Source organism: Burkholderia sp. Ax-1720 (genome assembly GCF_011753035.1).
GTDB classification, from domain to species: Bacteria; Pseudomonadota; Gammaproteobacteria; order Burkholderiales; family Burkholderiaceae; genus Burkholderia; species Burkholderia gladioli.
Genome location: NZ_VWWK01000016.1, coordinates 15,679 through 41,433, shown reverse-complemented (window position 1 = coordinate 41,433; position 25,755 = coordinate 15,679). Strand labels below are relative to the sequence as shown.

Genomic DNA, 25,755 nt, shown 5'->3' with positions numbered 1-25,755 from the left:
GCCCGACTTCGCCGATCAGATGGCCGAATCATAGGCGCGTCATTCACGCTTCGAAAGACGAAACTTTGTCATGTGAATAACCCCCGGTTGTCGTGTCCCCACTAGACAATCATCACGAGAATCGAACGGCCGGGCACGCCTGCTCAGGCCACCGCCCCGAGCAGGTTCGCGAGCAGCAGGTCGTATTCGGCAACGAGCGACGGATTCGACGAGGTATAGCGCAGCAGGATCTGGCGCTGGCGTCGCGTATACGCCTCCCATTCGCCGTCGTGCGCGCGCAGCGCATGCAGCAGCGCCTGCGCGCCCTTCTCCACCTCGTTGTCCGGATAGTAGTAGCCGAGATCGGGCGCGAGACCGGCGTTATGCACGAGCGGATAGCCCTGCCAGCACACATCGAAATAGAAGTAGTTGAGCGGGTTCGACCATTGATGCGAGACGACCACGTCGGTCAGGCTGGCGAGAAAGACCGGCGTGTCGAATCGTCCGACGAAGCTCGCCCTGCCCGCGCGCACGACCTCCAACTGGTTCATCAGCATCACGAACTCTGGACTGTCGTGTGCCAGGCGATCGGCATTCGTCACATGAACGAACTCGATCCTGTCGAATGCCTGACGATAGACCTCGTCGATGATCAGCATCGGATACAGGCAGCACTTCACGACATCGTGATTCGGCTCCATCACGGCAAGCCGCTTGCCGAGCCGGCCGCTCGGGCGGTATTCGCCGTTGCCGGGGAGCACCGCGCCTCGCGCGGACAGGAACATCGGATCCCAGACGAAGGGCACGACGCGGCCCGGGCAACGGCGCAGGGACTGCAGGAACGGCAGCGACGAGGGTGCGATCTGCGGAATCGCCCATACCTCGTCGAACCCGCGGTTCACGAAGAGCGAATCCCAAAGACGCCTGCCGAACAGGATCGACTCCATCACGTTGATGTACTCGACGCCGCAGCAATAGCTGACGAGCCTGGTGCCGCGCGTCTTGAGGTAGGCGGTCTGGTCGGCATCGACCTGCCCCCCGAGCTCGATCAGCACATCCAGCGCGTCCTTCACGTCGGCGAACCCGCGCGTGTCGTACAGGGCGCGATCCCAGGGCAGCGCGTCGGTCAACGGCACGTCGGTGGTATTGACCAGGGTTACGCGATGCCCCCGCGGCGACGCCATCAACAGCTTCGCGAGAAACAAGGCGTTCTGCTTGATGCCGTTGATCCACATGCTTTCGTCGGGGCTGCGCAATCCGATCGTGATGCCGATGCGCAAGCCGTTCAGGGCAGCAGCCATCGCGACCCTCCCGAGGTACGGCAATCCCGCGGTTCTCCAGATCCCGATTTCATTTCCACCCCACGATACAAATAATCGTTATTCGTCAAGAGTAATTCACAATAATTGAAACTTCAATTGTCGTTTTATGACAATTGATTATTGAGATATCAAATAATTTCCCATATCTTCCCATCCGAAAAGAAAAGAGTCACGTAGCAAATGACTGTCGAATAACGGATATCCAGACTGCAAATAATCACTCGGCAGACATGGATATTCGACTTTCAAATCCATGAAATTCAGTCCATAAATGACAATAAATTTAAAGATTCTTCTCTGTGGCAATAAAGTTTTTGTTGCTAGCTTAGAAAACACAAATACACGGGCATTGCCCTCGAAGGCAGCCTGGAACGCATTCTCCGAGTGACGAACACCTGAGAGATTACAAAAACATTTTCCTAGCAATTTCATTTAGGTGTCCGTTATGAACAAGTCATACAAAACAGTCTGGAACGAATCGCTCGGTGCATGGGTGGCGGTCAGCGAGATCGATCGATGCAAGCGAGCCGGCGGAACGTCGAAGGATGGCGCCACCATGCAGCCCGGCCTCGCCCTGGGTCGCACGCTGTTGCGCCTGAAATCCGTGGCGTTCGGCGCATTGGCGGCTTTTGCGGTGGTCTCGTCGCCGCTGCACGCGCAGTCCCTGGTTGCCCCGGGCAACGTCAACGACGGAACGCTGTTCAACGGTACCGCTCCGGGCGGTACATCCGGCGGCACCGTCAGCAATGTTTATCCTTCTGGGCTGCAGGACAACAACACCGCCCTCTCCGGATTGTTCGGCGCGGATGTTCTGACTTATGCCACGAACGCATCTCTGATCGGCACCTCGCTCGGCTCTCCTACCAGCGTATGCGGGAATCTGAGTTCCACCTATTCGTGTGCCGCACTTTTTGGGACAACGACGGGTTTGTCGCAAACCGGCAATGTCATCACGCCAACGCTGAACATCGCCACCACGCTGTACAACTACACAACCGGCCTATACAGCGCCACCAATACGATTCTCACCGGCGTGGCACCGGGCCAGATCTCCGCCAACTCCAATGACGCTGTCAACGGCAGCCAGCTCTACAGCCTGTCCACCTCGCTGTCGAGCGCCCTGTCGACCGGCAACACGCATTACGTCAGCGTGAACGACAACGGCGTGCAGCAGGCCAACTACAACAACGACGGAGCCACGGGCGTCAATTCGATGGCCATCGGCACCAACGCGCAGGCGGCCTCGACCAACACCATCGCCATCGGCAATGCGGCGAACACCGGCCCGGCCGGCTCCGGCACGACGGCCAATATCGCGATCGGCAGCAATGCGCGCAACGGCAACGTGGTCGGCACCGATGGCAATACCGGCGGCCAGGTGGCGCTCGGCAGCGGCGCGACCACGAGCGTGGACGGCTCGATCGCGATCGGCCAGAACGCCCAGGCGACCACCAACAACTACAACATGGCGATCGGCTACAACGCCTCCTCGTCGGGTAATAGTGCGATCGCAGTCGGTCGACAAAGCGCGGCGTCCGCCGACTACGCGGTCGCGGTCGGACAGTTTTCCACCGCCAGCAGTGCCGGCTCGGTAGCAATCGGCGAGACCGCCGCGGCAACCGGCGGCCAGGCCGTATCGATCGGCTATGGCACCTCGACCAACGGCAACGGAGCCGTGGCGATCGGTGGCGGTCCGAACCTCGCGTCGGGTAGCGGCGTGGTGGCAATGGGCTTGAACAACCTGGCAACGGGTACGGGCGCCCTGGCGATGGGCTCGGGCAACCTGGCCAATGGCACGGGTTCAGTCGCGCTGGGCAGTGCCAGCGTGGCAAGCGGCAGCGGCTCGGTGGCCATCGGCTCGACGGCACGCGCAACGGGCGCGAACGGCGCGACCGCGATCGGCAGCGCGGCCTCCGCAAGCGGCATCGGTGCGATAGCACTGGGCAATTTCGGCACCTTCGCGGCCTCCACCGTCGCATCGGGCGGCGATGCCCTGGCGCTCGGCAACGGCTCGACCGCCAGCGGCACCGCCGGCTCAGTCGCGCTCGGCGCATCGAGCACGGCGACCAACGTGAACGCCACGGCGCTCGGCGCCGGATCGGCAGCGACCGGAGCCTCCGCCACGGCACTCGGAACCGGGGCCTCCGCGGCAGGGGCATCCTCGCTTGCCGTCGGTAATCTGGCCTCGGTGGGCAATGTCACCCAGGCGATCGCGATCGGCCCGAACGCCTCGACCTCGGCCAACAGCGGCATCGCGATCGGCTCCGGTGCCAGCGCCTCGGTGGCCGGCTCCGTCGCGCTCGGCAGCGGCTCGGTCACCGCCGCGGCGAATCCGACGCCCACCGGCACGGTCGGCGGCACGACCCATGCCTTCGCAGGCGGTGCGCCAAGCAGCGTGGTCAGCGTAGGCTCACCCGGCCTGGAGCGCCAGGTCACCAACGTGGCAGCCGGCCAGATCACGGCGACCAGCACCGATGCCATCAATGGCTCGCAATTGTTCGCCACCAATTCGGCCGTGAATTCGCTGTCGACGACGGTATCCTCGTCGAGCAGCGCGCTCTCGTCCCTGTCGACCGGCATCGGTTCGCTGTCCACCGGCCTGAGTTCGACCAATAGCAGTGTCGCTTCGCTGTCGACCTCGGCCTCGACAGGGATCGGTTCCTTGTCTACCGGCCTCAGTTCGGCCAACAGCAATGTCGCTTCGCTGTCGACCTCGGCGTCAACAGGCATCGGCTCCTTGTCCACGGGCCTCAGCTCGACCAACAGCAATGTCGCTTCGCTGTCCAGCTCGACCTCGACCGGCATCGGCTCCTTGTCCACCGGCCTCAGCTCGACCAACAGCAACGTCGCCTCGCTGTCCAGCTCGACCTCGACCGGCATCGGCTCCTTGTCCACCGGCCTCAGCTCGACCAACAGCAACGTCGCTTCTCTGTCCAGCTCGACCTCGACCGGCATCGGCTCCTTGTCCACCGGCCTCAGCTCGACCAACAGCAACGTCGCTTCTCTGTCCAGCTCGACCTCGACCGGCATCGGCTCCTTGTCCACCGGACTCAGCTCGACCAATAGCAACGTCGCTTCTCTGTCCAGCTCGACCTCGACCGGCCTCGGCTCCTTGTCCACCGGACTCAGCTCGACCAATAGCTCGGTCGCGTCGCTCTCGACCTCGACCTCGACGGGTTTGTCGTCGGCCAACAGCGCGATCACCTCGCTGTCCACCTCGACCTCCACCGGCATCGGTTCGCTGTCCACTGGCCTGAGCTCGACCAACAGCACCGTCACGTCGCTCTCGACCTCGGCCTCGACGGGTTTGTCGTCGGCCAACAGCGCGATCACCTCGCTGTCCACCTCGACCTCCACGGGTTTGTCGTCGGCCAACAGCGCGATCACCTCGCTGTCCACCTCGACCTCCACAAGCATCAGTTCGCTGTCCACCGGCCTGAGCTCGACCGACAGCACCGTCACGTCGCTCTCGACCTCGGCCTCCACGGGCCTGTCCTCGGCAAACAGCGCGATCACCTCCTTGTCCACCTCGACTTCGACCGGCATCGGTTCGCTGTCTACTGGCCTGAGTTCGACCAACAGCACGGTCAGCTCGCTGTCCACCTCAAGTTCCACCGGCATCGGCTCCTTGTCCACCGGCCTGAGCTCGACCGACAGCTCGCTCGCCTCGCTGTCCACCACAACCTCCACCGGCATCGGTTCGCTGTCTACTGGCCTGAGTTCGACCAACAGCACGGTCACGTCCTTGTCCACCTCAACGTCGAGCGGCCTGTCGTCGGCCAACAGCGCGATTACCTCGCTGTCCACTTCGGCATCGACCGGCATCGGCTCGCTGTCCACCGGCCTGAGCTCGACCGATAGCGCGGTCACCTCGCTCTCGACCTCGGCCTCCACTGGCTTGTCCTCGGCAAACAGCGCGATCACCTCCTTGTCCACGTCGACTTCGACCGGCATCGGCTCGCTGTCCACCGGACTGAGCTCGACCAACAGCACCGTCACGTCGCTCTCGACCTCGACCTCGACCGGCCTGTCCACGACAAACAGCGCGATCACCTCGCTGTCCACCTCGACCTCCACCGGCATCGGCTCGCTGTCCACCGGCCTGAGCTCGACCAACAGCTCGGTCGCGTCGCTCTCGACCTCGACCTCGACGGGTTTGTCGTCGGCAAACAGCTCGCTCACCTCGCTGTCCACCTCGACCTCCACCGGCATCGGTTCGCTGTCCACCGGCCTGAGCTCGACCGACAGCACCGTCACGTCGCTCTCGACCTCGGCCTCCACGGGCTTGTCCTCGACAAACAGCTCGCTCACCTCGCTGTCCACCTCGACCTCCACCGGCATCGGCTCGCTGTCCACCGGCCTGAGCTCGACCGACAGCACCGTCACGTCGCTCTCGACCTCGGCCTCGACAGGCCTGTCCACGGCAAACAGCGCGATCACCTCGCTGTCGAGCTCGGCCTCGACCGGTATCGGCTCGCTGTCCACCGGACTGAGCTCGACCAACAGCACGGTCTCGTCCCTGTCGAGCTCGACCTCGACCGGCCTCTCGTCGGCCAACAGCTCGATCGTGTCGCTGTCCACCTCGGCCTCGACCGGTATCGGCTCGCTGTCCACCGGCCTGAGTTCGACCAACAGCACGGTCAGCTCATTGTCGAGCTCGACCTCGACCGGTCTCAGCTCCTTGTCCACCGGCCTGAGCACCACCAACAGCACGATCAGCTCGCTGTCGAGCTCGGCCTCGACCGGCATCGGCTCGCTGTCCACCGGCCTGAGCACCACCAACAGCACGATCGGCTCGCTGTCCACCTCGACCTCGACCGGTCTCACCTCCTTGTCGACCGGCCTCAGCTCGGCCACCAGCTCGATCAGTTCGCTGTCCACCTCGACCTCGAGCGCGATCAACGCGGCCAAAACGCACTACTACAGCGTCAACGACAACGGCACGCAGCAAGGCAACTACAACAACGACGGCGCGAGCGGCCTCAACGCGATCGCCGCCGGCACCAACGCCAGTGCCTCGGGCGCCAGCAGCGTCGCGGTCGGCAACGGCTCGAACGCCGCCTCCGACGGCGCGGTGGCGATTGGCCAGAGCGCGACGGCCACCGGCGGCAAGGCGGTCTCGATCGGCTCCGGCAACACCGCCACCGGCGACGGCGCGGTGGCGATCGGCGATCCGAGCATCGCGACAGGTACCGGCGCGGTGGCGATGGGCGCGAACGACACGGCGATCGGCGACGGCGCGGTGGCGCTCGGCAACGCGAACACGGCGACCGGCGCCGGCGCGCTGGCGCTGGGCAACGCGAGCCAGGCAAGCGCCGACAACACCGTCGCGCTCGGCAACGCCGCGACGGCCAGCGCCAATGGCGCCCTCGCCTTCGGCTCCGGCGCGGTCGCGAACATCGCCAATTCGGTGGCCCTGGGCACCGGCTCGATGACGGCTGCCGCCAATCCGGCGTCCAGCACCACGATCGGCGGCGTCACGTACTTCTTCGCCGGCAGCACGCCCACCAGCGTGGTGAGCGTCGGCGCACCGGGCGCGGAACGCCAGGTCACGAACGTCGCGGCGGGCCAGGTCTCGGCCGCCAGCACCGACGCGGTCAACGGCAGCCAGCTCAATGCGACCAACCAGGCCGTCAACAGCCTGTCGACCTCGACCGCCGCCAATGTCGCGTCGCTGTCGACCGGCATCAGTTCGCTGTCGACCGGCCTGAGTTCGACCAACAGCACCGTGTCGTCGCTGTCCACCTCGACCTCGACCGCAATCGGCTCCTTGTCCACCGGCCTGAGTTCGACCAACAGCAATGTCTCGTCGCTGTCCACCTCGACCTCGACCAGCATCAGCTCCTTGTCCACCGGCCTGAGCACCACCAACAGCAACGTCGCTTCGCTGTCGAGCGGCGTGTCGAACATCAGCAATACGCTGAACCAGCTGTCAACCACCCTCAACAACAACACCACGCGGGCCGCCAACAACAATGGCATCGCCGCCGACATGAACGGCCAGGGCACCGATCTGCCGACCGTCACGGCCGGTTCGAACTCGGTGGCGATCGGCGCGAATTCGACGGATGGCGGCCGCTCGAACGTGGTGTCGGTCGGCAGCGGCACGCAGCAGCGCCAGATCACCAACGTGGCACCAGGCACGGAAGGTACCGATGCGGTCAACCTGAATCAGCTCAATGCCGTGCAGTCGACCCTGTCGACCTCGTTGTCGGGCCAGCAATCGCAGATCAACAGCCTCGGCTCGCAACTGCAGCAGACCGATCAGATGGCCAGGCAGGGTATCGCGGCGGTTGGCGCGATGGCCTCGATCCCGCAGCTCGATCGCGACGCCAACTTCGGGATGGGTGTCGGTACCGCCACCTTCCTGGGCCAGAAGGCAATCGCGGTCAACATGCAGGCACGCATCAGCGAAAACCTGAAGGCCTCGATCAACGGCGGCTTCAGCGGCAACCAGCGCGTGATCGGCGCGGGCATGCTGTATCAGTGGAAGTAAGCAGTCCGGGCGGGCGGATGAGATCGACCCACCCACCGCGCCGCGCCGACCGGACGATGGTCGGCGCGGCAACCTTCCCAAGACGAATGCATTGAGGATGCAACCATGAACAAACTCAGCTATCTCTGCGCGCTGTCCGTGGCCTCGCTTGCCGCGTGCTCGAGCGCGTCCGGCCCGACCTATAGCGTCTCCGAACTACAGGCGCGCGACGGCATGCGCACCTTCCAGGTGGATTGCCACGGCCTGCTGTCGGGCTCGCAAACCTGCATGAAGGCCGCGCGAAGGATCTGCGCCGATCAACCGGTACGCGTGATCGACTCGGCCCGCGCGCCGCGCAACAACGCGGTTCCCGCCGCGCTGGTATTCCAGTGCGGCGAGACACCGGCACCCATTGCCGTGGTCCCGCGCGTCGAGCCGGCCGTCGCGCCGGCCGCCCCTCCCGTGCCGCCCGCACCGATCGAGCACCTGAATCTGTCCGGCGACGCGTTGTTCGCGACCGGCCAGGCCACGCTCACGCCAAAGGCCCGTGCCTCGCTCGACACGCTCCTGAGCGGACATGCCGGGCGTCGCTATGCCGAGGTCACGGTCACCGGCTATACCGACTCGGTCGGACGGGACGCCTACAACCTCGCCCTCTCCAGGCGCCGTGCCGACACCGTCGCCGCCTACCTGCAGGCACACGGCCTGCAGGCCGACAAGCTGTCGGTGGCCGGCCGCGGCAAGGCCGATCCGATCGCATCCAACGCGACGGCCGAGGGTCGCGCCGGCAATCGTCGCGTCGAGATCTCGCTGCGCGGCTGATGGATCCATCGCTCGGGATCGGGCACCGCGCCCGATCCCGGCGGCGGCGGCTGATCGCGCGGTCGCGCCGCCCCCCCGGTATACCCTCGGCACGTCCCGCGCCAATCCGTACTCGTCCCCGCGGCATTCCTCGAACGACCTTCCGGGTCGACAAACGTGTTCCGTCGTCGACCCGGCACATCCGGCATCGCATTGCCTCATTTGAATACATGAAAATTTCGGCGCACGCCAAGATCAACCAGCTAGCCCTGATGGACACCTTTGTCCGCATCGTGGAGACAGGGAGTTTCACCGAAGCCGCCAGACAATTGAATTCGAGCCAGCCGACCGTGAGCCGCCAGCTTCAGATACTCGAGGCCCACCTGGGGGTACCGCTCATCAACCGGACCACCCATGGCATGGATGTCACCCAGACCGGACGTCGCTACTACGACTACGTCCGCGATCTGATCAACGACCTGACGGATTTCGAGGAGCTGGTCAGAAGCGAAAAGAACATCGCGCGCGGCGTGCTGCGCGTCACGGCGCCGAGCGGGTTCGAGAAGCAGGTCATCGCCCGGATTTCCTCGGCATATCTGCGGGCCTGTCCGAAGGTCAGACTCGAATGGCAGATCAACGAGAGCCCGGTCCGCTTCTACGAGAACGCCATCGACTGCGCACTCGCGACGACGCAATCGAACAACATCAACACGAGCTTCGAGACGATCGGTCATATCAAGCAGTACATCGTCGCCGCGCCCGGGTTCATCGAGGAGACCCACGAGGACGGCCTGTCGCCGGCCGATGCCGTCGCGCGACATCCCTGGATTGCCTGCTCGCCCCACTATCGCGACGAAATCGAGTTGTTCGGCGCCGATGGCAAACCGGTCGGCATTAAGATCAACCCGGCATGCGTGGTGGATCATCCCGCCGCCGCCGCCGAGATCGTGAAATCGAGCGTCGGCATCGCCCTGATGCCGGAATGGATGATTCGCGACGATCTCGCCAGCGGCAGGCTGGTCAGGATCTTCCGGGACTTCGAAGGATGTCCGAGCCCGATGAATCTGATCTACAAGGCAGGCAGCCAGAACCTGGCGAAGCTCAAGGAGTTCATCGCGGTCGCCAGGCCGATGCTCCGGACGATGGTCCTGCCGCAACATTGAGCCGCTTCTCGCGACGCAGGCCGGGCAGGTCAGATGAGCTACATGCTTGCGCACAATCCGGGCCGGAACCGGCGCAGACGCGCCGAGGCGCTCTTCCTCGAAGCCACCGTGGACGACCGGTTCCTGCGCGAGTCGCTGCGTATCGTCGCCGAGGCACGAGAGAGAATCCGTGTCTCGCGCCAACCCACGAAGGAAAGCGGGCAGGAAGAATGACGCTCATGTCCCCCCATCCCATCGCCGCCGATCAGCGACGACGCCATCGTCGACCGGCTCGCCGAGGCACGCGCGGGCGCCTGCGCACCACGGCACTCGCCGGCCGCGGGCGGCACGCGGCGCGCGGCGCGCGACGACCGGCAAGCTTGCCGAGGCAAACGCACCGGCACGCTCCGCGCCGGCCGAATACCGAGGAACAGGTGCAGCCTGCGATACCACATCACCCACTCCCTTCACGTGTTCCGCCACGTGGCCTGCCACGCCGCGTTACGCGAGGCTTCGCGGGGCCATGCGGCGTGTTCGTCCGCCTGCGCGAGTGCCGGCCCTTGCAGCGCATCGGCGCACGCGGCACCGGCACGCTTGCCCGCGCGCGCCGGCAAGTGGCACGCGACGCAGCACCGATGCACCCGTGAATCGTGGCGATGCCTGATGAAGCGAGCGCCGCATTCCACGCATTGCATCGTATCCAGGATGCCGCCGTCGACGAAGCGCACCAGTGTCCAGGCGCGCGTCAGGTCCAGCGCAGGCGAGCAGGCTGCCGACTCGCAGCAGGCCAGGTATTGCCCATAGGCCTTGACGAGCGCATCGAGCCGACGACAGCCCGCCTCGTTCAACAGGAAGCGGTAGATACCATGGAACAACGAGGCATGCAGGTTCGCCATCCAGGTCATGTACCAATCGGCCGAGAACGGCAGCAAGCCCTTGGTCGGCGGCACCCCTCGCACTTCACGATAAAGGCGCACGAGGCGATCGTGCGGCAAGGCCACTTCGCTTTGCAGCAACTGGAGCCGCGCGCCGAGCCGGATCAAGGCGATCGCGTCCATCACCAGCATCGCGTCGCGGGCCAAGCCATGTCGTTCTGGCTCGCGGCTCATGCGACCTCCTCCGCGCCGGGTACGCCGCTCGCCAGCGCCATCGCCACATGCAGGCGCACGATGTCGACCGGCGGCGTCGGCCGCGTCAGCGCCGAGACCGCGCCGCGCTGGCTCGGCCGCAGCACGCAGATCAACTGCCCCGCCGAGGCCAGTCCGATCATGTGCTTCATCGACAGCGCGGCCAGCGCATCGGCCAGCTCCGCGTTCAGGCCCAGGCGAAACATGCCCGTCGCGCGGTCCTCGCGCAGCATTCGCTGCGCGAGCCACAGATAGGACATGTTCAATTCCCAGACCGCATCATCCCGATTGGCAACGTCCATATTCGACCTCGACTGTTTCCCAAGATTAATCAATAAAACGCCGCTCGAATCCACCATCCTTGAAACGGATATACCGGATTACTACCGTGACGCAGATTGACAAATACCGGACCAGCCCGACCGCGGGGCCTCAGGCACCGCACATCGACGCTTCAGTGTTGGCGAAGGTTCGTCCGATGTAAATACGACCTTGGGCGCAGGCAGGGGGAAATATAATCGGGACTTAAGTATTAAGACCCCGGCCTTCACGAGCGAATCATCGTCAGTCGCGCATTTTCTCTATCCGTTATTCATTTCTTCGATTTCATGAAAATTCTCATCGTGGATGACCATCCGGTCATGCGGGACGGTGTGGAGGCCTTGCTTCGCCGGCATGACGCCGCGCTGGCGGTGATCCAGGCAGGCAGCGCGGAAGAGGCGATGCACCTGCTCGATCAACATGCCGATCTCGACGCGGTGGTGCTCGATCTGAAGATTCACGGCACGGACGGCCTGGCGGCGATCTCGGCGATCGCCGGCAAGCGTCCGAAACTGCTGATCATCGTGCTGTCCTCGTCGGAGAATCCAAGCGACGTGCGGGCCGCCTTCGCGCAAGGCGCGCTTGGCTACGTGCCGAAGTCCGCCAGTGCGCACACGCTGCTGTCGGCGATCACGATGGTGCTGGACGGCGAACGCTACGTGCCACCCTTGATGCTGAACGAAACCGCCGCGCTCGATGCCGGCCACGCCGCCATGCCCGCGCCTCGCATCGCCGATGCGGCGCTGACGCAACGCCAGGTCGAAGTGCTGCGCTATATAGCCGAGGGTGCGCCGAACAAGCTGATCGCCGATCGGCTCGGTCTTTCCGAAAAGACCGTGAAGGCCCATATCACGGCCATCTTCAAGGCACTGAACGTCTTCAACCGAACCCAGGCTGCCGCGGCGGGAAGGAAGACCGGCCTGATCTGATGCGAGACAGGCCGGCGCGCAAGCGCTCGATGCGGTCGCCAGCGCCGGATTCAGGACACGGCCCGGCCCTCGAGGCCGGCCTCGCTGGCCGCCCCCGCCAGCAGCATCGCCAGGAACGCGGCCGGCGCCGGATCCAGCGTGTCGTCCGGATAACCCGCCGCGGCCAGGTGCGTGACCACCAGCTCCCAACACAGATTCTCGGCCTCGATCCCCACGCAGGCGAACCGCCCGGCGCGGCTCGCGACGATATCCTCAGGCAGCACCGCGACACCCAGGCCCTGCGAGACCAGGTCCAGCAAGGTATCGAGATCGCCGACCTCGAACGCCACGCGGCGCTGCAGACCGGCCGCCGCGAAACCGCGATCGACGCTGCCGCGCGTGCCCTGGCCGGGCACGAAATCGACGAAGGCCTCGCCCGTGAGCTGATCCAGCGTCACCGAGGCGGCGCGGGCCAGCGGATTGCCGCGATCGCAGGCGAGCACCATCCGATCGCAGGCGACGATGCGCGAAACCAGCCGCTCGTTGCGCTCGTCGATCGGCAGGATCGCGAGATCGAGCTGCCGATCCTCCACCCTGGCGTTGAGCACGTCCGCGGTGTCCTGCACCAGCCGCACCTCGACCTGCGGATGCGCGCGATCGAAACGCGACAGCAAGGCCGGCAAGGCCAGGAACGGCGGCAGGCTCTGCACGATGCCGATCGACAGCGTGCGGCGCCGCGCCGAGCGCATCCTCTCGACCCCGACCACGGCGCGATCGAGAATCCCGAGCGCGCTCCTCGCGCTCTCGAGAAAGGCCGCGCCCGCCTCGGACAGGCTGACATGGCGCGTGGTGCGCACCAGCAGCCGGGTGCCCAGTTCCTCCTCGAGCAGCCGGATCGAGGTCGACAGGGCCGACTGGACGATATGGCAACGCTCGGCCGCGCGCGTGAAGTTCGCCTCCTCGGCGACGGCAACAAAATGTCGTAACTGTCTCAGTTCCACTGCGCCCTGCGATGATCGTGGCGGGCGAATTCGCCCGCCGTTGACGGATGGCGTCGCGCGACGGCGCCGATCAGGCAGCGCCCGTCGCGCCGTTCGCGCCGAACACCTGGCCGCTGGAGAAGCTCGATTCCGCGGATGCGAGCGTCACGTAGAGCGGCGCCAGTTCGACCGGTTGAGCCGGCCGCCCGGTGGGATTGTCCTGGCCGAAGCGGTCGATCACCTCGGGCGGCTGGCCGCCGCTCGTCTGCAGCGGCGTCCAGGTCGCGCCCGGCGCCACCGCATTGACGCGAATGCCCCTGGGCGCCTGCTGCTTGGCCAGCGCCTTCACGAAGGCGATGTTCGCCGCCTTGGTGGGCGCGTAGTCGAGCAGGTTGGCCGACGGCAGGAAGGCCTGCTCCGAAGTCGTCAGGATCACCGACGATCCGGCCGGCATATGGGGCAGCGCGGCCTTGGCGATCCAGAACGGCGCATAGACATTGGTCTTCATGGTCTGCTCGAACTGCTCCGAGCTGATGTCCTGGATATCGTCCCTGGCCTGCTGGTGGCCGGCGTTGCTGACCAGCACGTCGAGGCCGCCGAGCTCAGTGACGGCCCGCTCCACCAACTGCCGGCAGAACGCCTCGGTGCGGATGTCGCCGGGGATCGCCACGCACTTGCGCCCTTCCTTGCGGATCAGGGCGACCACTTCGCGCGCGTCGCTTTCCTCGACCGGCAGGTAGTTGATCGCCACGTCGGCGCCCTCGCGCGCGAAGGCGATCGCCGCGGCGCGGCCGATGCCGCTGTCGCCGCCGGTGACGAGGGCCTTGCGCCCGGCCAGCCGGTTCGAGCCGCGATAGCTGGTTTCCCCGTGATCGGGGCGCGGCACCATCTTCGAGGCCAGGCCGGGCACCGGCTGGACCTGGCGCGCGAACGGCGCGCGCGGATACAGGTCGTGGGGATTGCGCATGCGGGCCAGGGGAGGCATCGCATCCGGCGCGCCATCGGCGGCCGCGGCGATACCGGGTACGGCGGCCACCGCCATGCCGGCCGTGCCGGCTGCCGCGTGACGAAGGAAATCACGTCGCGAATTGGTTTCGGACATTGTCGCTCTCCAGCAATAAAGGAACAGACGGAAAATCAATCATGGTTTATCCGTCTGGCCAAAAATTTAACACGGCACCGAAACCCATTAGATTTAAATAATCGATGACTCCATCTACCGGGCAGATAAGTCTCCATCGAGGCGGGAAGCCTCATCCACAGGCGGTTTGGCGCGCATCGGCCGATGGCGATCTCATATCGAAACGATAGATAAAGCCATCGATACAATGAATTTCATCGGCGCGTTTTCGCGTGAAAACATCGAGATCCGTTTATTCATATTTTCTCGATCATGGCGAATTCTCGATTCAGGATTTCATTCCCCCTGTTATTCACCCTGCTGCTCGGCGGCGGCATGACGGCCGCCATGGCCGAGCCCGCGAGCCCCGCCGCGCATCGCGTCTACACGAACGCCGATTTCTACGTGGACGGCGTGTTCCAGAAGGAAGTCGCCAAGGATGCGATCGCGCAACTGGCCGAATCGCATGGCCAGCGCATCACGCCCGAGATGCGCGCGCAGCTCTGGATCAGCGACTTCGGGCTGCATGATTTCGAGCACGTCGGGCTGACCGAGATGATCTGGGTGAACCAGCAGCAATACGGTTATTACGCGATGACGATGTACCTGCTGCCGAACCAGATGCTGCCCGAGCATCGCCACATGCCGATCGCCTCGCCGCCCGCGCGGCCCGCGAAGCACGAGTCATGGCGCGTGCTGCATGGCTGGGTCTACGATTTCTCGGAGATCGGGCCGAAGTCCGCGGAGATTCCCGCCATCCCGAAGAGTTTCGGGCCGGTCCGCAGCCAGAATGTCGTGGTCCAGCACGAAGGCGAGGTCCGGCAGCTCAAGCAGCTCGAAAGCTGGCATTTCATGATGGCCTCGCCGCAAGGGGCGATCGTCGACGAATACGGCAACTGGCAGGATCATCGCGGCTGGTTCAGCTCGAATCCGAAAGTCGCGCCCTGAACGCAGGAACAACGGCAAAGGCTCGCGCGGAAAGCGGGCCTTGCGCGGCCATCACGCGTCGAGCAGCACCGTCTCCGTGCGCGGCAGCGCGATCGTGAAGCGGCTGCCCACGCCCGGCGTCGAGCTCGCCTCGACCGTCCCGCCATGGCGCGCCACCACGGCCCGCACGAACGGCAGGCCGAGCCCCACCCCGAGCGCGGGATCGCCGCGCGTGCCGCCGACCTGGAAGAACGGCTCGAACAGATGCGGCATCGCCTCGGCGGCGACGCCGCATCCCTGGTCCTCGATGCCGATCGCCACGTCGTCGGCGCGCGGCGCGAGCCTCACCTCGATGCGCGTATCCGGCGCCGAATACTTGATGGCATTGTCGAGCAGGTTTACCAGCGCTCGCAGCAGCATGTCGGGGCTGCCGAGCACCCAGGCATCGCCGTCGTCGATCCGGGGCCCGTCGATGGCGATCCGCTTCGCGGCGGCGCCGTGCCAGACCTGGTCGATCGCCTCGGCCGCGAGATCCGCCGCCGACAAGGGCTGGTAGCTGCGCGCGTCGAGATGCTCGGCGCGCGAGAGCTGCGTGAAGTCCTGCGCGACGCGCAAGCTGTAGTCGACCAACTGGTGCAGGTCCGCTATCAGATCGGGCGCCTCGCCCTTGCCGTCACCGTCGCCCATGCCGCGCGCCTCCAGCAGGCTCAGCATGGTCGAAAGCGGATTGCGCAGGTCGTGCGCCATATGGCGCAAGGTCATGCGATCGTGCTCGGCGGCCGCCTTGATGTCGTGCACGTCGACCAGGCAGATCATGCTGCCCATATCGCTCGCGTCGGCGGCCTCGCTCATTTCACCGCCTTCACCGCCCTCGCCGAACGGCGTCACCATCATCATCTGCGCGCGGCCGCCGAGGTTCAGCTCCAGCGTGCGGATCTCGCCCGCCGCTTTCGCGAGGCGGATCTGCTCGCGCGCCAGCATCATGATGGCCGGCTCCCGCGCCGCTGCCAGGCGCTCGACAAGCTCGCGCCCGCGCTCGTTGCTCAGCACCAGCTTCGCGCCCCGCTCGACGAACACCGGATAAGGCAGCGACCGGATCAGGTCGACATAAGCCGTGCGCGAGGCGCGCATGCCTTGCACCAGCGCGTCGAGCTCGTCGTCGGGCGACGCTTCGCGCACGTGCCCCTCGGCAGCCAGCGGCAAGCCCGCCGCGTGCAATCCATCCAGTTCGTGCCGCAGCATCCGCCGCACGCCGGCGGCCCGCCGCCAGCCATAAACGGCGTAGATCGCCACGCAGCTCGCGAGCGCCGGCCCCAGCGGTATCCAGTAGCGGCTCAGCATCGGCAGCGCCGTCAACGCGGCCGCGATCGCCAGCATCCAGGCCAGCGCCATCGCATTCGAGCGCCGCCCCGACGCGCGTGCGCAGATCAGGATCATGCCGGACGCGGCGGCAAGACCGAACAGGATCTGCAGCACGAACGGCACGCGCAGCACCACCTTGCCGTCGAGCAGTTCGTCGGCGGCCTGGGCGTCGATCTGCACCCGGGTCAAGGGCGCGCCGCGCGCCGACAGGTGATAGGGGCCGCCCGACAGGCCCGTCGCGGTGTCGCCCACGAACACCACGCGCCCGGCGAACGCGGCTTCCGGCACGCGGCCTTCGAGCACGTCGAGATAGGAATACTGGCGCAGGTCGAAATCGTTCGGGAACGACAAGGCGAGCGCCCCCGGCACCACCCGCCCCATCGACGAGACATGGGCCTGGACCAGGCCACGCAGGTTGCGCAGCGCCGGCACCGCCTCGGCAACCTGCAAGGCCAGGCGCGAGACATGCGCCTCCTCGAACCCCGCGGGCCCCACCGCCAGGAACGGCACGATGCCCTGCACGGTATGGCCGCTGCCGAACACCAGCTTGCGCTGCCCGACCGCCGCGGCGGCATTCGCCAGCGCGGGCGGCGGCGCGACCAGCAGGTCGACGCGCCCCGCCAGGCCGTTCGACTGCGCGGTCAGCACCACGCGCCCGTGGCGCGCGATGGCACGCGCGAGCATGGCGTCGCCGGGCTGGCGGTTCACCATCGGGAAGTCGAGACTGACGCTGGCCGCCATGCGCAAGCGATCTAGCAGGCGCGCATGGGTTTCCCTGGCATAGACGGTGGCAGGCCCGAGCGCCTCGAGCGTGCGCGCATCGATGACCACCGTCACCACGCGTCCGGCGTCGCCATGCGCGCCATGCTCGTGATGCGCCACGAGCTGCCAATGCAGCAGGTCGAAGGGCGCGAACAGCGATTCGCCGTCGGGCGTGTAACTCAGGGCGGAGCACGCGAGCAGCGCCACGGCGACGGTCCAGCTCGACGTCCATGCGCGCTTCGCTTCGCGTTTTCCGCGAATGAACCGGTCAAGCACGAACGTCGTTCCTTGTCATGCGGGGCGCCATCGGGAAGGGTCAAAACGGGAAGGGAAAAGCCGTGCCCATTTTCAAGATAGCGAACCCCGCAGTCGACCAGACTAGTCAGTTTTTCATGGACGACTCGCCCCCCGCCGGCGGCTCAAACCCGTTCGAGCCGATAACCGTGGTTGTAGATGGTGGAGATGACCAGGCCGTTGTGCGAACGCAGTTCCAGAGCCGAGCGCAGCTTGCTCACATAGGTGGCGAGCGTGGCGTCGTACCTGCGATCGACGCCGCCCCAGATCCGCTTGATCAGCGCATCCTTCGACACGATCCGGCCGACGTTCTCGAACAGCATCAGCGCCAGTTCGAACTCGCGTTGCGAGAGCTCCACGGCGCGCTCGTCGATGCGCGCGACATGCTCGGCCGCGTCGATCACGAAGCGGCCGATCTCGATGCGCCGGCCCTGCCCCGCCTGCGGATAATACTTGCGCATCTGCGCGTTGACGCGCGCGACCAGCTCGCGCTCGCGCAGCGGCTTGACCAGGTAGTCGTCGGCGCCGTTGTCCAGGCCGTGCACGATGTCGTCCTCGCCATCGTGCTGCGTCATCATCACGATCGGCAGTTGCGCGCCGAATCGCTCGCGCACCCAGCGCATCACCTCGATGCCCGACTTGCCCGGCACGTCCCAGTCGAGCAGCAGCAGGTCCACGCGCTCGCGGCTCACCAGCTCGACGAAGCTGTCGCCGTCATGCCGCACCAGGGGCTGGTGGCCGGCCTTCTCCAGCCAGGCGGCCACGAAGTTCGCCTGCGCCACGACATCTTCCAGAATCGCGACGATCATCCCTCACCTCCCGTTCGGCCCGGCTCGAAGCCGCTCATCGGCGGCACGGTTTCGCCATGCGCCGGCGCGTGGACGAAGCGCCAGTCGGCGTAGCCCGGCTTGTCCTCGAAGTCCGCGCAGGCTTCCGGGAAACCGCGCCGCTTGACGGGCCGGCCCGCTGCCCGGCTGAACACGCCCATCACGCCGCCGTCCGGCGCCTCGACGATACCCCATTCGCGAGTGCCCGTCAGCGGATCGCGATACACGCGCCGCAGGTGCCGGAGCGTGCGCGGGCCGCGCCGGTCCTCGACCAGCACCTCCAGCGAGCGCGGATAACGGCTGCCGGGGCCCGAGCGATAGTAGCTGTCGATCGCCTGCCGGATCTGGTCGCCGACGAACAGCAACTGGGCCTCGCGCTCGCGCAACTGGAGCGTCTGCCAGACCCGCGCCGCCTGCGCCGCGCCCAGGGCGATCGCGCCGACCAGCATCAGCACGCCGAGATAGGCGATCCCGCGCTCGGCCGCCCTACCAGGTTTCATAGGCGCTCCCATCCAGGCCCTGCCCCCTGGCGCCGCTGCGCACGTCGTGCACGCCGCCGAGTTCGCCCTGCATCGGCACCCAGCTGCCGCGCCTGCCGGTCAGCGGATCGAGCGGCAACTCGCGCAGGTAGCGTCCGTCGACGAGCGACTGCAGCGAATCGGGATCGCGGCCGTGATCGGCGCGGTAGTCGTCGATCGACTCGCGCAGCGCATGCAGGTTGTGGCGCAGCACGGTTTCCTTGGCACGGTCGCCCTGCTTCAGGTAGTTGGGCGCGACGAAGGCCGTCAAGGCGGCGATGATCGCCATCACCACCAGCAGTTCGACGAGCGTGAAGCCGCGCGCGCGACCCCGGCCGCTACCATTGGTGATACGGGATGCCATCGAGGCCCTCCTGTCGGTTGCGCGAGCGCACGTCGAATACGTCGGCGCCGGCCGAAAAGCGCTCCGCGTCGCTGTCGTAGCTGCGGGTTTCCCACATCTGCTCGGGCGCCGTGCCCTCGCATTCGCACATCGGGTCGAGCGGAATCCGCCGCAGGAAATAGAGCCGGTTGCCGGTCGGGCTCTTGCGGTCGCGCACGCCGTCGACCAGCGTGCGCAGGTCCGGCGGATAACCGCTGTCGTCGATGCTCCGCTCGATGCGCCCTTCGTCGGAGGCGCGCTTGTAGGCATCGAGCGCGCTGCGGATGCTGACCAGGGCGCGACGCAGCTCGGTCTCGCCGGCGCGGCGCTTGACGACGTCGGCCAGCGGCATCGCCACGCTGAGCAGCAGGGCCAGCAACGTCAGCGAGGCGAGCAATTCGATCAGCGTGAAGCCGCGTTGCGCGGCGCGATGGGGATGGCGACGGCGGCCGATCACGATTGCCTCCCGTCTCGGAACGGTGCCGCCGATCGGGCGCTGTCGCGCCGCGTGTCGTTCGTGTCGTTCGTGTCGCGCGTGCGCATCATGCCGCCCACGCCGTGATGCTCGACGGCTTCGCCGGCGGCAGGCCCCGGCCCTGTCGTCGGCGACGGATCGCTGCCCGCGGCCGGCTTCCGGTCCTTCGCTTCGCGCTTTCCCTCGTCGCCCGCCTCGCGTGCCTCCACCTGTTCGACAAGGCTCGGCTCGCTGTCCTCACCCACCTCGCGCGCTTCGGCATCCACCACATCGGTGGCGACGATCGGCTCGTGCAGCTTCGGCGGAGCAGGCTCCCGCCCGGCGCCGGCCGGCGCCAGGCTCAGTGCCTCGGTGGTCACGCGCGTCTCGGTACCCGAGAGAAACGTCGTCACCGCCGCCTCGGGCAGGTCGAGCCGGCGCTCGATATGCGGCGTGATCAGCAGCACGATCTCGGTTTCCTCGTTGCGGGTCCGATCCGAACCGAACAGCCTGCCGAGCACCGGCAAGGACGACAGCCACGGCAAGCCGGCGCGGCTCTCGATCTCGCTGCGCTTGATCAGGCCCGCCAGCACCTGCGTCTGGCCGTTGCGCGCCGTCATCAGCGTGTCGGCATTGCGCGTGCCGAGCGAATAGGCGACCAGGCCGCTGCGGGTCCGCTGCTCGGACAGGATATTGCTGACCTCCAGGCTCACCTTGACGCTGACCTCGTCGTCCAGGCTGACGCGCGGCTCGACCTTCAGCATCAGGCCCACGTCCTGGTAGCTGACCGATTCCGTCACCACGCCGTTGCCGTTGGTGGTGGTCACGATCGGCACGCGCTCGCCGATCCGGATATTGGCCTTCTCCAGGTTGCGCACGCGGATCTTGGGATTGGCCAGCGTGCGCGTCTTGCCCTGCTTCTGCAGCATGTCGATCGCCATCGAGAGCGCGCCCGATTCGCTCGCGACGCCGATCCGGTCGCGATTCAGGCGCAGCAGGTCGCCGAGCGTCAGGCCCACCTCCTCGCCGGCGCCAAGCGCGCTGAGCTGGATCTTCCCCGGGTATTGCAGGCCCAGGTCGACGCTGTCGTTCACATTGACCTCGAGCACCTGCACGTCCAGCGTCACCTCGGATTGCGGGATGTCGAGCCCGATCACCACGCGCTCCGCCACCTGGATCGTCTCGGGCGTATCGCGCAGCACGATGGCATTGACGCGCTCGTCCACGTAGATGTCCTTGGGCTTGACCATCTGGCGCAAGGCGGCCATCACCGATTTCGCCTCGGCATGCGAGAGGAAGAAGGTGCGAATCGCGAACTCCCGGTAGTCGCGCGCCTTTTCCGGGCGCGCCGGATAGACCAGCAAGGTATGGCGGTCGAGCACGCGCTTTTCGAGCTGGCTGGTCCTGAGCAGCAGCTCGATGGCGTTCTCGGCCGTGGTCCGCCTCGCGAACAGCGAGGCCGGCATGTCGGCCTGCACCTCGCTGTCGAACACGAAGTTCACGCCCGATACGCGCGAGATCGCCTCGAAGATACGGCCGATCGGCTGCGAGCGGAAATTGAGCGACACCGGCTTGCGCAAGGCATCGGCCAGTTGCGGGCGCGCGGCGCGGCTCGCCTTCGTGTCGCGCAGCAGCGCATCGCGCAGGCGCCGGGCCTCGCGATGCGCGGGCTGCTCGCCGAGCACGCCGCGCACCAGGTCCAGCGCTTGCCGCGGCCGGCTCCGGCTCAGTTGCCGGGCACGCGCGAGATCGGCGTCAGCCTGCTGGCGGCGCACCAGTTGCCCGCGCAACTGTTCCGCCTGCAGGTTGCCCGGATCATGCGCCAGCGCGTTCGACAGGTGCTCGGCGGCGGCCGGGTAGTCGCCGAGCGCGGCTCGCGCCTCGGCCTGCCTCGTTTCGCCGCGGACATAGTCCTGCAAACCGGTCGCCGCCGCTTGCGCGGCCTCGATGTCGCGAGGCGATTCGGCTTGCCGGCGCTGCAGCGCCTCGATCCCCTGCGCGGAGCGCGTGTTCGCGGCATCGTCGGCACGGTGATAGGTGCCCGCGCAACCACCGCCGGCCATCGCGGCGATCAATGGAAAAATAAGCGTGATGGGTTTCATGATGAATTCCGCGGCTCCTCACTCGGAGCCAGATACCTCCATGCCGGGCGCCGTCAGCTCGAACACGGTGTCGTCATCGGCGTGGATCACCACCTTGCCTCGATGCACCGCCCCGAACCGGTAAGCGCCGGTGATCGTCTCGCCCGGCAGGATCGCGCCGGGCACCTCGCAGCGTGTCGCGCACAGCACGAAGCTCTGCCCCATGCCGTCCAGCACGAGGATGCGCCGGCCGTTCTCGCGCCATTCGCCGGCAAGTTCGAACGGGGCATCCATCGATTCCGGCGGCGAAGCCGCGGCCGCTGCCGAGGCGACATCGGCGCTCGCCGCCTCGCGCGTTTCGGCCGTCGGCGACACGGTTTCCGCTGCCCGGCCGAGCGTCGCCCAGTGCTGCTCGGGAAACAGATCGACGGCTTCCTCGCCGGATTCCGCCGCCAGGATGCCGCTCGCCGACAACGCCAGCCCGAGCGCCGCCAGCCGCCGTGACAAGACCCCGTATCTCATGTGTCGGGCCCCAGCAGGCTGATGCCCAGGCCGATCTCGAGGCGGGTGTCGTCGATATCCTTGCGCTCGATCGTCAACTGCTCGATGCGCAGCAGCGGCTGCTCGGCGATCACGCGCAAGGCGCCGCGCAGGCCCTCGTAGCTGCCCGTCAGGGCGATGCCGATGCTCAGGCGCTCCAGGGCCCCCTTCACCTCGCTGTCGCGCCGGTAGGTGGCGGACTTGCGGTGCAGGCCGTGCCTGGCCAGGGTGTCGAACACGAAATAGGCCTGCTCGTCGGTATTCGTCTTGCGCAGGTCCTCGAGGCTGATCCTGTCGCCGGATCGCAGCGCCGGCGCGTCGGCGGCCAGCGCCTGCTTCAGCTCGGCGCCGCGTTGCGCGAGCCGCTCGCGCTCCGGGACGGCCAGTGCGAAGTGATGAACCGGCAAGGCGAGCACGACCAGGCAGGCCAGCGTCTCGATCCATCCGAGCTGCCGTGCCAGACGGTAGGCGCGCCATCTCAGGCGCGCCAGCGGCGCCTTCCAGTCGATCGATGCGGAACATTTCATGGGTGGGTGACGTTCAGGCTGAATGTGTAGGTTCGACTGCCGGCGATGTCCCGCACCTGATGCCGCAACAGGCCGATCCGGCGTTCCGGGTGCGCGTCCCGCAGGCGATTCGAGAAGCGGTAGATATGTTCGAGGTCGGCCGCGCCGCCTTCGATCCGGGCTTCCTTGCCGGCCTTGTCGATCGACAGCGAGCGCAGCGCGATGCGCGGCGTCCAGGCCCGCTCGATCCAGTCGAGCACCGGCAGCCCGGTGTTCCCGTCGCTGCTCGACTGCTCGTCGAGCAGCCGTTCGATGCGATGCGCCTCGGCGGAGACGCGCTGCCGTTCGCGGGCCGCGCGCTCGGCGGCCTGCCGGCGCTGGTCGACACGCGCCTCGATCCGCTCGACTTCGTCGCGCAGCGTGTCGAGCCGCGCCTGCTCGCCCAGCAGCAGCCCCGCTGCCGCCACCGCGACGGCGAGCGCCAATGCGGTGCGGCGCCTGGCCAGGCCGCGCGTCGCGACGAAGGCCATGTCGCTCGACCCGCTCATGCCGGCGCCCCGTCGAGGCAGGCCAGCGGCGCCGCGAGCCGGATCGTTCCATCGCCGCCTCGCCCGTCGTCATCCAGGAGGCTCGCGGCAACCGGCTCGACCGCGCAAAGAAAGGTACGGAGCGATGCCGGCTGCCGCGCCATCAAGGCGGCGGCATCGAGCACGTCGCGCAGCCTCCCGCCTCGCCATGCCAGCGTGATCACGTCGCGCCACTGCCCGTCGCGACGAAACACGCAGGTGAGCGCACCGGCCTGCAACAACGCGAGACGGGCATCGTCGACCGAAGCGAGCGCACCGGCATGCCGATGCAGCGCCGCCGAAAGCAGGTCCCGGCAGCCGGCCAGCGTCCAGCCGGCGGCACGGCACGCGCCGGCCGCCGCCTCGATCAGCGCCTCGGGCGCGGCCACGGCAAGCCGCGACCGGCCATGCGGGCTCGCCTCGATCCGCACTCGCCGGGCATCGTGTATCGCGCGCTCGGCCAGCAGCGCCCGGGCATAGGCCTGCCATGCCGATTCGGCCAGCACGCCGTCCTGCCAGGGCAGCACCACGGCACGCGCCCATGGATGCGCGAGCACCAGATGCAGGCGGTTCAGCACGGCCAGCCGTCGCTTCGGCAAGCGATCGAGACAAGCGGCCAGCGCCGCGGCCGGGTCGCCCTCGTGATCGATCGTGATCGGCGCCGCGCCGGACAGCACGCGCAGCGCCGCCCCGTCGACCATCACATGCACCTCATGCCAGGGCGATCGCACGCTGCACCTCCTGGAACGTCGTCAGCCCCTGGCGGATCGCCGCCAGCCCCGCCTCGCGCATCGACAGGTAATGCGGATTGGCCGCCAGCGCGCGTACCCGCTTGTCGATCGAGCGCGCCAGCAAGGCTGCCTTGATCGGCTCGTCCAGCGGCAGGACCTCGGCCAGAGCGAGCCGCCCGTGATAGCCGGTGCCGCGACAGCTCTCGCAGCCGGGGCCGGCCTCGACCGCATGCGCCAGCGCCTCCACCGACAAGCGGGCGAAGGCGCCGCGCCTGGCTGCCGTATCGGCGCCGTGGCCGCAGGCGGGACAGATGCGCCGCACCAGGCGTTGCGACACCACGCCGTTGAGCGCCTCGAGGAAGGTGGACGGCTCCACGCCCATGTAGATGAAGCGATCGATCACGCTGAACCCGTCGTTCGCGTGCACGGTGGAGAACACGCGATGGCCGGTCAGCGCCGACTGGACCGCGATCGCGGCGGTTTCCGCGTCGCGGATCTCGCCCACCATCACCGTGTCGGGATCGTGGCGCAGGATCGAGCGCAGGCCGCGCGCGAAACCCAGCCCCTTGCGCTCGTTGACAGGAATCTGCAGCACGCCCTCCAGCTCGTATTCGACCGGATCCTCGATGGTGATGATCTTCTCCTCGCCGGTCCCGACCTCCGAGAGCACCGCGTAGAGCGTGGTCGACTTGCCGCTGCCGGTCGGGCCCGTCACCAGCAGCAAGCCGTAAGGCCGTTGCGCGAGCGCGCGGATGCGCTGCGCCGTGCCGGCATCGAAGCCGAGCCCGTCGAGGCGGATCTCGCCGCCCCGCTGCGACCGGTCGAGAATCCGCAGCACGGCGTTCTCGCCATGCGTGCCCGGCATGATCGACACCCGGAAATCGATTTCGCGTCCTTGCAGGACCGCCTTGAAGCGCCCATCCTGCGGCACGCGTTTTTCGGCGATATCGAGGGTGGCCAGCACCTTCAGCCGCGACATCGCCTGTACCGCGACCTCGATGCCGGGCACCCGGCGGATCGACTGCAGGACCCCGTCGATGCGATAGCGGATATGCAGGCCGTCCTGCGAAGCCTCCAGGTGGATATCGCTGGCGCGGCCCTGCAGCGCGTCGTAGAGCGTCATGTTGACGAGACGGATGATGGGGCTCTGGTCGTTCGCGATGCTCGCCAGCGTGATCGATTCCACCGCCTGCGCCAGCGAATCGCCCTGCGTGTCGACGGCCGCGTCGTCCATCACCCGCTCGCTCGACTCGAACTCGCCCAGCAGGCGGTCCACCTCGCCCGGCATGCTCATCGCCAGGTCGATCGGGCCGGCCGGGAATCGCGCCTGCAAGGCCTCGCGCGTCGCGCGCGCCAGCGGATCGGCGAGCACCAGGCTGGCCGCCCCGCCGATCTCGACCGGCAGGACCCGCAGCGCCAGCGCGTCGTGCAGCGCCAGCAGGTCGAAACGGGGCTTCGCGTCGCGCAGCGCTTGCGGATCGAGCGCCGCCAGCGCCAATCGCGCGGCCACGCGATCCAGCGCCCGCGGCTCGGCGAGCAGCAAGCGCTCGACATAGTCGGCCAGCTCGATACCGGCCGCGCCGGCCTGCGATTGCCAGCAGTCCTGATCAGCCATGTCTTGCTTCATCGG

At 67.0% G+C, this 25,755-nt stretch carries 22 protein-coding genes; 6 read left to right on the top strand and 16 right to left on the bottom strand.

Features of this window, described 5'->3' with window-relative positions; genetic code table 11:
• Window positions 1-143 precede the first annotated feature (143 nt).
• Entirely contained in the window at window positions 144-1,280 is a 1,137-nt protein-coding gene (locus F3J18_RS07850) for a DUF2827 domain-containing protein (protein WP_166912382.1), read from the bottom strand.
• 466 nt (window positions 1,281-1,746) lie between these two features.
• Here F3J18_RS07850 and F3J18_RS07845 point away from each other — a divergent pair, with 466 nt between their 5' ends.
• From F3J18_RS07845 to F3J18_RS07830, 4 genes are all read left to right on the top strand, one after another.
• Window positions 1,747-7,797 (top strand): YadA-like family protein, encoded by a 6,051-nt coding sequence (locus tag F3J18_RS07845; protein ID WP_166912380.1) that lies wholly within the window; start codon window positions 1,747-1,749, stop codon window positions 7,795-7,797.
• 105 nt (window positions 7,798-7,902) lie between these two features.
• Window positions 7,903-8,598: an OmpA family protein gene (locus F3J18_RS07840; RefSeq protein ID WP_166912378.1), complete on the top strand. Its 696-nt coding sequence runs from the start codon at window positions 7,903-7,905 to the stop codon at window positions 8,596-8,598.
• Complete coding sequence (locus F3J18_RS07835) at window positions 8,598-9,740, top strand: LysR family transcriptional regulator (RefSeq protein ID WP_166912376.1); 1,143 nt, start codon at window positions 8,598-8,600, stop codon at window positions 9,738-9,740. Before F3J18_RS07840 ends, F3J18_RS07835 begins: the two co-directional genes overlap by 1 nt.
• A gap of 33 nt (window positions 9,741-9,773) precedes the next feature.
• A complete protein-coding gene (locus F3J18_RS07830) occupies window positions 9,774-9,953 on the top strand; it encodes a hypothetical protein (protein WP_166912374.1) in 180 nt (59 codons plus the stop codon).
• Window positions 9,954-10,186: 233 nt separating this feature from the next.
• Here F3J18_RS07830 and F3J18_RS07825 read toward each other — a convergent pair whose 3' ends face one another.
• Complete coding sequence (locus F3J18_RS07825) at window positions 10,187-10,828, bottom strand: FlhC family transcriptional regulator (protein ID WP_060001978.1); 642 nt, start codon at window positions 10,826-10,828, stop codon at window positions 10,187-10,189.
• Complete coding sequence (locus tag F3J18_RS07820) at window positions 10,825-11,205, bottom strand: flagellar transcriptional regulator FlhD (protein ID WP_240154592.1); 381 nt, start codon at window positions 11,203-11,205, stop codon at window positions 10,825-10,827. The genes F3J18_RS07825 and F3J18_RS07820 overlap by 4 nt, the downstream gene beginning before the upstream one ends.
• A 249-nt stretch (window positions 11,206-11,454) precedes the next feature.
• Between F3J18_RS07820 and F3J18_RS07815 the strand changes: the two genes are divergently transcribed.
• Window positions 11,455-12,096 carry a response regulator transcription factor gene (locus F3J18_RS07815; RefSeq protein ID WP_166912373.1) on the top strand — a complete coding sequence of 214 codons (642 nt, stop codon included), beginning with the start codon at window positions 11,455-11,457 and terminating at the stop codon, window positions 12,094-12,096.
• 50 nt (window positions 12,097-12,146) lie between these two features.
• Here the strand turns inward: F3J18_RS07815 and F3J18_RS07810 are convergent, their stop codons facing one another.
• Complete coding sequence (locus tag F3J18_RS07810) at window positions 12,147-13,076, bottom strand: LysR family transcriptional regulator (RefSeq protein WP_166912371.1); 930 nt, start codon at window positions 13,074-13,076, stop codon at window positions 12,147-12,149.
• A 70-nt stretch (window positions 13,077-13,146) separates the two neighbouring features.
• Window positions 13,147-14,157: an SDR family oxidoreductase gene (locus F3J18_RS07805; RefSeq protein ID WP_166912369.1), complete on the bottom strand. Its 1,011-nt coding sequence runs from the start codon at window positions 14,155-14,157 to the stop codon at window positions 13,147-13,149.
• A 354-nt stretch (window positions 14,158-14,511) separates the two neighbouring features.
• On the opposite strand from F3J18_RS07805, the gene F3J18_RS07800 reads away from it, so the two are divergent.
• Window positions 14,512-15,123, top strand: a complete 612-nt coding sequence (locus F3J18_RS07800; protein ID WP_233632015.1) for a hypothetical protein — start codon at window positions 14,512-14,514, stop codon at window positions 15,121-15,123.
• A gap of 51 nt (window positions 15,124-15,174) precedes the next feature.
• Here F3J18_RS07800 and F3J18_RS07795 read toward each other — a convergent pair whose 3' ends face one another.
• From F3J18_RS07795 to F3J18_RS07745, 11 genes are all read right to left on the bottom strand, one after another.
• Window positions 15,175-17,502, bottom strand: a complete 2,328-nt coding sequence (locus F3J18_RS07795) for an ATP-binding protein (RefSeq protein WP_166912367.1) — start codon at window positions 17,500-17,502, stop codon at window positions 15,175-15,177.
• Window positions 17,503-17,645: 143 nt separating this feature from the next.
• Complete coding sequence (locus F3J18_RS07790) at window positions 17,646-18,329, bottom strand: response regulator transcription factor (RefSeq protein ID WP_046517889.1); 684 nt, start codon at window positions 18,327-18,329, stop codon at window positions 17,646-17,648.
• Window positions 18,326-18,847 (bottom strand): type II secretion system protein, encoded by a 522-nt coding sequence (locus F3J18_RS07785; protein WP_166912365.1) that lies wholly within the window; start codon window positions 18,845-18,847, stop codon window positions 18,326-18,328. Before F3J18_RS07785 ends, F3J18_RS07790 begins: the two co-directional genes overlap by 4 nt.
• A complete protein-coding gene (locus F3J18_RS07780) occupies window positions 18,834-19,229 on the bottom strand; it encodes a prepilin-type N-terminal cleavage/methylation domain-containing protein (protein WP_025100103.1) in 396 nt (131 codons plus the stop codon). The genes F3J18_RS07785 and F3J18_RS07780 overlap by 14 nt, the downstream gene beginning before the upstream one ends.
• Window positions 19,204-19,704 carry a type II secretion system protein gene (locus F3J18_RS07775; protein WP_244121452.1) on the bottom strand — a complete coding sequence of 167 codons (501 nt, stop codon included), beginning with the start codon at window positions 19,702-19,704 and terminating at the stop codon, window positions 19,204-19,206. The genes F3J18_RS07780 and F3J18_RS07775 overlap by 26 nt, the downstream gene beginning before the upstream one ends.
• Window positions 19,701-21,803 (bottom strand): secretin N-terminal domain-containing protein, encoded by a 2,103-nt coding sequence (locus F3J18_RS07770; RefSeq protein WP_166912363.1) that lies wholly within the window; start codon window positions 21,801-21,803, stop codon window positions 19,701-19,703. The genes F3J18_RS07775 and F3J18_RS07770 overlap by 4 nt, the downstream gene beginning before the upstream one ends.
• A gap of 18 nt (window positions 21,804-21,821) precedes the next feature.
• Window positions 21,822-22,304 (bottom strand): hypothetical protein, encoded by a 483-nt coding sequence (locus F3J18_RS07765; protein ID WP_166912335.1) that lies wholly within the window; start codon window positions 22,302-22,304, stop codon window positions 21,822-21,824.
• Window positions 22,301-22,849 carry a hypothetical protein gene (locus F3J18_RS07760; RefSeq protein WP_166912361.1) on the bottom strand — a complete coding sequence of 183 codons (549 nt, stop codon included), beginning with the start codon at window positions 22,847-22,849 and terminating at the stop codon, window positions 22,301-22,303. The genes F3J18_RS07765 and F3J18_RS07760 overlap by 4 nt, the downstream gene beginning before the upstream one ends.
• Window positions 22,846-23,376 carry a hypothetical protein gene (locus tag F3J18_RS07755; protein ID WP_166912359.1) on the bottom strand — a complete coding sequence of 177 codons (531 nt, stop codon included), beginning with the start codon at window positions 23,374-23,376 and terminating at the stop codon, window positions 22,846-22,848. The genes F3J18_RS07760 and F3J18_RS07755 overlap by 4 nt, the downstream gene beginning before the upstream one ends.
• Window positions 23,373-24,125, bottom strand: a complete 753-nt coding sequence (locus tag F3J18_RS07750; protein ID WP_166912357.1) for a hypothetical protein — start codon at window positions 24,123-24,125, stop codon at window positions 23,373-23,375. Before F3J18_RS07750 ends, F3J18_RS07755 begins: the two co-directional genes overlap by 4 nt.
• Window positions 24,106-25,752, bottom strand: coding sequence for a GspE/PulE family protein (locus tag F3J18_RS07745; protein WP_166912355.1), 1,647 nt, complete (start codon window positions 25,750-25,752; stop codon window positions 24,106-24,108). Before F3J18_RS07745 ends, F3J18_RS07750 begins: the two co-directional genes overlap by 20 nt.
• Window positions 25,753-25,755: the final 3 nt, after the last annotated feature.

Bases quoted from the DNA above. Each gene is read 5' to 3' on its own strand.
- F3J18_RS07790 (WP_046517889.1), bottom strand. From the start codon at position 18,329: ATGATCGTCGCGATTCTGGAAGATGTCGTGGCGCAGGCGAACTTCGTG.
- F3J18_RS07825 (WP_060001978.1), bottom strand. From the start codon at position 10,828: ATGAGCCGCGAGCCAGAACGACATGGCTTGGCCCGCGACGCGATGCTG.
- F3J18_RS07840 (WP_166912378.1), top strand. From the start codon at position 7,903: ATGAACAAACTCAGCTATCTCTGCGCGCTGTCCGTGGCCTCGCTTGCC.
- F3J18_RS07835 (WP_166912376.1), top strand. From the start codon at position 8,598: ATGGATCCATCGCTCGGGATCGGGCACCGCGCCCGATCCCGGCGGCGG.
- F3J18_RS07815 (WP_166912373.1), top strand. From the start codon at position 11,455: ATGAAAATTCTCATCGTGGATGACCATCCGGTCATGCGGGACGGTGTG.
- F3J18_RS07755 (WP_166912359.1), bottom strand. From the start codon at position 23,376: ATGAGCGGGTCGAGCGACATGGCCTTCGTCGCGACGCGCGGCCTGGCC.
- F3J18_RS07845 (WP_166912380.1), top strand. From the start codon at position 1,747: ATGAACAAGTCATACAAAACAGTCTGGAACGAATCGCTCGGTGCATGG.
- F3J18_RS07850 (WP_166912382.1), bottom strand. From the start codon at position 1,280: ATGGCTGCTGCCCTGAACGGCTTGCGCATCGGCATCACGATCGGATTG.
- F3J18_RS07770 (WP_166912363.1), bottom strand. From the start codon at position 21,803: ATGAAACCCATCACGCTTATTTTTCCATTGATCGCCGCGATGGCCGGC.
- F3J18_RS07745 (WP_166912355.1), bottom strand. From the start codon at position 25,752: ATGAAGCAAGACATGGCTGATCAGGACTGCTGGCAATCGCAGGCCGGC.
- F3J18_RS07830 (WP_166912374.1), top strand. From the start codon at position 9,774: ATGAGCTACATGCTTGCGCACAATCCGGGCCGGAACCGGCGCAGACGC.
- F3J18_RS07785 (WP_166912365.1), bottom strand. From the start codon at position 18,847: ATGAAACCTGGTAGGGCGGCCGAGCGCGGGATCGCCTATCTCGGCGTG.
- F3J18_RS07760 (WP_166912361.1), bottom strand. From the start codon at position 22,849: ATGAAATGTTCCGCATCGATCGACTGGAAGGCGCCGCTGGCGCGCCTG.
- F3J18_RS07800 (WP_233632015.1), top strand. From the start codon at position 14,512: ATGACGGCCGCCATGGCCGAGCCCGCGAGCCCCGCCGCGCATCGCGTC.
- F3J18_RS07780 (WP_025100103.1), bottom strand. From the start codon at position 19,229: ATGGCATCCCGTATCACCAATGGTAGCGGCCGGGGTCGCGCGCGCGGC.
- F3J18_RS07765 (WP_166912335.1), bottom strand. From the start codon at position 22,304: ATGAGATACGGGGTCTTGTCACGGCGGCTGGCGGCGCTCGGGCTGGCG.
- F3J18_RS07820 (WP_240154592.1), bottom strand. From the start codon at position 11,205: ATGGTGGATTCGAGCGGCGTTTTATTGATTAATCTTGGGAAACAGTCG.
- F3J18_RS07805 (WP_166912369.1), bottom strand. From the start codon at position 14,157: ATGTCCGAAACCAATTCGCGACGTGATTTCCTTCGTCACGCGGCAGCC.